Below are 2922 nucleotides of genomic sequence, written 5' to 3' on the forward strand. Positions count from 1 at the left end.
CCGCGGCCCCGGCCGGCCCAGGCCGCCCGCCGGGACCGGCGATGACGGGCCTGCCGGCCGGCAGGCCGGGGCCGCGGCGCCCGCCGGCTCGCGGACCGGAGCGCATGCCGACGATGATGGGCCTGCCGACGACGATGGGCCGCGGACGGCGGCGCCGGATGAGGATGGATCACTGATGGCCGTGTTCGTGGCGAACGAGTCGGGTGTCGAGACCGACGAGGTCACCCTTACCGCGCTCGCCCGGTTCGTGCTGGACACGATGAGGGTCAACCCGCTGGCGGAGCTGTCGGTCATGCTGGTGGAGCAGGTCGCCATGGAGGAGCTCCACGTCCGCTACATGGGTGAGGAGGGCCCGACCGACGTGCTGGCCTTCCCCCAGGACGACGCGTTCGACCCGTCCGCGCCGGATTCGGGCGAGGACGACCCGACCCTGCTGCTCGGTGACGTCGTCCTGTGCCCGGAGGTCGCCCGTAAGCAGGCGGCCAAGGCGGGGCACTCGACCGAGCACGAGATGCACCTGCTGTGCACGCACGGCATCCTGCACCTGCTCGGTTACGACCATGCCGAGCCGGACGAGGAGCGGGAGATGTGGGCGAAGCAGTCCCACCTGCTGGCCGCCTGGGCCGCCGCCCGCGCCGCCGGCACGCGCTGAGCGTGCCTGGGAAGCGCCACGCAGCGGACGGGCCAGCGGAGCGCCGCGCACTGAGCCTGTGGGGGGAGCTGACAGGGCGGACCAATGGGCTACGGTGATGTTCCACTGCTGCTGCTCGCGGTGCTGGCCACGCTGTTCGCGGCCGGGATCGGGTGCATCGACGCCGCGCTGACCAGGGTCTCCCGGGTCGCGGTCGAGGGGTTCGTGCGCGCGGGGCGCCCCCGGGCCGCGAGCCTGGCCACGATCGTCGCCGACCCGGGGCGGTACCTGGCGCTGCTGCTGTTGCTGCGGATCGTCGGGGAGATGGTCGCCGCCGCGTGCGTGACCGTCATCGCGGTGCATACCTATGGTGCCGGGTTCATCGCGGTCGGTTTCGGCGCGCTGGTCGGGACCCTGTTCGCCTACATCTTCGTCGGGGTCGTGTTCCGGACGCTGGGCCGCCAGCACGCCCCGGTGATCGCGCTCGCGACCGCCGGGCTGACCAGCTGGCTCGGCCGGATGTTCGGGCCGCTGCCACGGCTGCTGATCGCCTTCGGCAACGCCGTCACCCCCGGCCCCGGCTACCGCGACGGCCCGTTCGCCACCGAGGCGGAGCTGCGCGACCTCGTCGACCTCGCCGAGGAGAACTCCGTCATCGAGCGCGGCGAGCGCGACATGATCGCCTCCGTCTTCGAGCTCGGGGACACCCTGGTGCGCGAGGTCATGGTCCCCCGGCCCGACATGGTCTACATCGAGTCGGTGAAGACCGTCGCCCAGGCGATCTCGCTGGCGCTGCGCAGCGGCTTCTCCCGCATCCCGGTGATCGGGGAGAGCGTGGACGACGTCGTCGGGATCGCCTTCCTCAAGGACATGGTCGGCCGGGAGCGCGAGGGCTGGGACACCCGGCCCGTCTCCGACGTCATGCGGCCACCCGCGCTGGTGCCCGAGAGCAAGCACGCCGACGTCCTGCTGCGCGAGATGCAGGCGTCCCGGACCCACATGGCGATCGTCATCGACGAGTACGGTGGGACCGCCGGGCTGGTCACCATCGAGGACATCCTCGAGGAGATCGTCGGCGAGATCACCGACGAGTACGACGCCGAGATCGTCCCGGTGGAGTGGATCGACGACGACACCGCCCGGGTGACCGCCCGGCTCGGCGTGGACGATCTGCGCGAGCTCTTCGGCACGGACGAGCTGCCCGGCTCCGACGACGTGGAGACCGTCGGCGGGCTGCTGGCGAACGCGCTGGGCCGGGTGCCGCTGCCCGGGGCGACGGCGACCGTCGGCGTGGTCACGCTCACCGCCGAGAGCGCCGCCGGCCGGCGCAACCAGATCGGTACCGTGGTGGTGCGGCGGTCGTCCGGGCAGGCCGGGAACGCCACCGCCGGTGGGTCCGCGTCCACGCCCACGCGTGACGCGGCCGGCGGCGGCACATCCCGGGGCGACGGGCCCGGAAGCACCAGGGCGGCCGGGAGCCCCGGGGGCTTCGAGGGTGAGGCCGCGTACGCGGGCAGTCGCCGGGCGGGCAGGGAGCAGGGCAGTGACGGCCGGACCGGTAAGAATCGTACGGACGGTACGAGCGGTACGAGCAATGCTTTTGGTAATGATATAGATACCGTGGGTGCTGTCGGCGGCGACGGTGGGCGGAGGCAGGGCGGTGAGGCGGGTGCCACCGGCCCTGTCACGCGCCGTGCCGCTTCCGGGGCGCGCACATGATCTTCGACAAGGCAGGGGCAGGCGGCGTGTCAGAGCTGGACCTGGAGGCGCAGGCCGACAGCACGCGGGTCGACAGCACGCGGGTCGACAGCACGCGGGCCGACAGCACGCGGGCCGACAACGCGCGGGCCGACAACGCGCGGGCTGCTAGCACACGGGCCGACGGCGGTGCTGACAACCGCGGGGCCGGCGGCGGACCGGACGCGCCCGGCGGCAGCCTGGCCGCCACCCGGATCGATCACGGCTCACTGTCGGCCGAGGACGCCAAGCTCGTGATCCTCGCCCGGTCGGCGAGGCTGCGCGCCTACGTCCCCCGGGGCGGTACCGCGGCCGCCGAGGGTGCGGCCGTCCGCGACACCGACGGGCGGACCTACGTGGCGGCGACCGTGGAGAACGCGCGGGAGCGGCTGACCGTCTCCGCGCTCGTCGCCGCCGTCGCCGCGGCGGCATCCAGCGGGGCACGCCGCTTCGAGGCGGCGGCGATCGTCTCCGACCGTCTCGCCGGGCCACTGTCGGGGTCCGGGCCGGACGCCGCGGGTGCGGCCGACGCCGCGGGTGCCGCGGGTGCGGCC

The 2922-nt window shown here is 73.9% G+C and carries 2 protein-coding genes and 1 pseudogene; all 3 read left to right on the plus strand.

Translation table 11 applies throughout. The annotated features are described in order from the left end of the window. The first annotated feature begins 175 nt into the window (after positions 1-175). On the plus strand, positions 176-652 hold the full coding sequence (ybeY, locus tag NBW84_RS23685) for an rRNA maturation RNase YbeY (protein WP_250287549.1): 477 nt from the start codon (positions 176-178) through the stop codon (positions 650-652). A gap of 84 nt (positions 653-736) precedes the next feature. Beyond that, positions 737-2350, plus strand: a complete 1614-nt coding sequence (locus tag NBW84_RS23690) for a hemolysin family protein (protein WP_445548837.1) — start codon at positions 737-739, stop codon at positions 2348-2350. 218 nt (positions 2351-2568) lie between these two features. After that, a pseudogene (locus NBW84_RS23695) lies at positions 2569-2922 on the plus strand (hypothetical protein); the annotation flags it as partial.

The sequence above is a fragment of the Protofrankia sp. CiP1_Cm_nod2 genome, from assembly GCF_920664355.1.
In the GTDB taxonomy this organism is placed as follows: domain Bacteria; phylum Actinomycetota; class Actinomycetes; order Frankiales; family Frankiaceae; genus Protofrankia.